At 66.9% G+C, this 2,515-nt stretch carries 2 protein-coding genes; both read right to left on the reverse strand.

What is annotated here, in order from left to right; translation table 11 throughout:
- On the reverse strand, window positions 1-797 hold a 797-nt coding region (locus H928_RS28085), incomplete at its 3' end, for an ATP-binding cassette domain-containing protein (RefSeq protein WP_158400547.1).
- A gap of 371 nt (window positions 798-1,168) precedes the next feature.
- A partial coding sequence (locus H928_RS28090; RefSeq protein WP_239644979.1) for an iron ABC transporter permease occupies window positions 1,169-2,515 on the reverse strand: 1,347 nt, incomplete at its 5' end.

A 2,515-nucleotide genomic window follows, 5' to 3' on the forward strand; every position in this document is an offset into this window, starting at 1 on the left:
GTGGCGGCAACTGGCTCTGCCTGCATCGCCTCTTGCACGGTCTGCTGCGGGGCCACCACCGCGCAGCTGCCGCTGCGCACAAACTGCTGGCCGGCGGGGGAATAAGGCGCGGAGAAAAAGTGCTCGGCGCGGCTCGTCTCCTGCACCGCGCCGCCGGCCAGCAGCAGCACATGGTCGGCCACGCGCTGGGCGTGGCGCTGGTTGTGGGTCACCAGCAGCACGGCGCGCTCCTGGGCGATGCGCTTGAGCAGCTCCAGCAACAGGTAGCTGTCGTAGTCCTGCAGGTCGGCGGTGGGCTCGTCGCACATCAGCAGCGCAGGCTCGGCCGCGGCCTCGCGCAAGATGGCAATCGCACGCTGGTGCATCGCCGACAGCTCGATCGTGGTGCGCGCCAGCAGCGGCTGGATATCGGCAAAGCCCATGCGCTCCAGATAGGCCTCGCACCAGGCACGCCGGTCCAGGCCGGAGAGCGGATGGCTGTGTTGCAGCAGTTCGGTCAGCGAATCGAGCACGCTCGATTGCATCAGGCGCACATGCTGGCGCACCAGCTGGGGCCGGTGCGTGCCTGCCAGCGGCTGGCCGCTGTAGCGCAGCTGCCCCCATTGCACAAAGCGCGGGTTCTCGTCATTGAGACCGGCCAGACTGCGCAGCGCCGTGGACTTGCCCCCACCCACCGGCCCCATCAGGGCTGTCACGGCGCAGGGCGCAATCTGCAGTTGCAGGCCGGAGAGGATGACCTTGTCGCCATAGGCCACGCCCCAGTTGTCTGTTTCCAGAACAGGTGTTGGTGTTTGCACGCGATGGGGGCCGCTGGGCGGCATTGGGAGGTGGACAAGGAGCCAAGCCGGGCACGAGCTCGGCGCGCCAGCCATCCGACCGAGCGGATGGTGGCCATCCCCTTGATTCAAAAAACGAAACACCAATAGTCAATTAATGTTTCAAAAATGCAGTTTAGGGGGAAACCCGAAGCGCTTGTTTGATCCAGATCAAATGCGATATAGGTCAGCTATGGATCCGGCGAGAACACCACAGAATCGCCAATTATTGCGGCCAAGAGGCCGGCAAGCTGCGGCCACCGCGCGCCGATGGTGGACGGCAGATGGCAAGCGCATAGCCAGGTCTGCCCGCTGCATCAGCAGACAGGCAAAGGCATGGGCGCCGAGGACTCTCAGCGCGCGGCCGAGCTGCGCATGGTGCGGATCAGCAAGATGACCGGCACCAGCCCCACCAGCACCAGTGCCAGCGATGGCAGCGCCGCCTCGCCCAGGCGCTCATCGCGTGCCAGCTGGTAGGCGACGACGGCCAAGGTATCGCTGTTGAAGGGCCGCAGCACCATGGTCGCGGGCAGCTCCTTCATCACATCGACAAACACCAGCAAGGCAGCGGTCAAGGCCGAGCGGCGCAGCAGCGGGCCATGCACGCGGGCCAGCAGGCCGGCGCTGCCCACGCCCAGCATGCGCGCCGATTCATCGAGGCTTTTGGGAATGCGGGTGTAGCCGCTTTGCAAGGCCTGCAGCGCAATGGCGGTAAAGCGCACCAGGTAGGCCCAGATGATGCCGGTCGAGGTGGCCGTGATCAGCGCCGGAAAGCCCCATTGCGGCAGCGCCTGCTGCACCCAGCCAACGGGCAGCAGCAAGCCCACCACAATCACCGCGCCGGGCACCGCATAGCCCAGGCTGATAAGGCCCACGGTGCTGCGCGTGACCCAGTCCTGGCTGCGGCGTGCCGCATAGGCGGCCAGCATCGCAATGGCCACCGCCAGCACGGCGGTGATGGCGCCAAAGCGGATGCTGTTGCCGGCCCACTGCACAAAGCGGTCCAGCGGAATCACCGACCAATCGGCCGCCAGGGGCCGCAGCATGAACATGACGGGCAGCACAAAGCCCAGCAGCACCGGCAGACCACAGACCAGCCAGGCGGCCAGACAGCGCGCGCCTTGCAGTCGGTGAGGCTGGGCCTCGGCCGATGAGGCGCGCCCCACCCCACTGGTGACAAAGCGCATGCGCCGCTGCGCGCGCAGCTCCAGCTGCAGCACCACCAGTACCAGCACCAGCAGCATCGTGGCCAGCTGGGCTGCGGCACTGCGGTTTTCCATCGCCAACCAGGCCTTGTAGATGCCGGTGGTGAAGGTCTGGATGCCAAAGTAGCTCACCACGCCAAAATCGGCCAGGGTCTCCATCATCACCAGCGCCCCCCCGGCCACCACGGCCGGCCGGGCCATCGGCAAGGCCACCGTCCAGATGCGGCGCGGCATCGAGGCGCCCAGCAGGCGCGCGGCCTCCATCAGGTGCGCGGCGCGCTCGCTCAGCGCCGTGCGCGCCAGCAGGTAGACATAGGGGTAGAGCGAGACCACAAACACCAGCACGGCGCCGCCCAGCGACCGCACCTCGGGCAGCAAGCGCCCTTCCCAGCCAAAGCTGGCACGCATCCACACCTGCAGCGGTCCGCTGAACTGCAGAAAGTCGGTATAGGCATAAGCCGTCACATAGGCGGGCATCGCCAGCGGCAGCCGCCG

This window comes from Comamonas sp. B-9 (genome assembly GCF_000410635.1).
In the GTDB taxonomy this organism is placed as follows: domain Bacteria; phylum Pseudomonadota; class Gammaproteobacteria; order Burkholderiales; family Burkholderiaceae_C; genus Comamonas.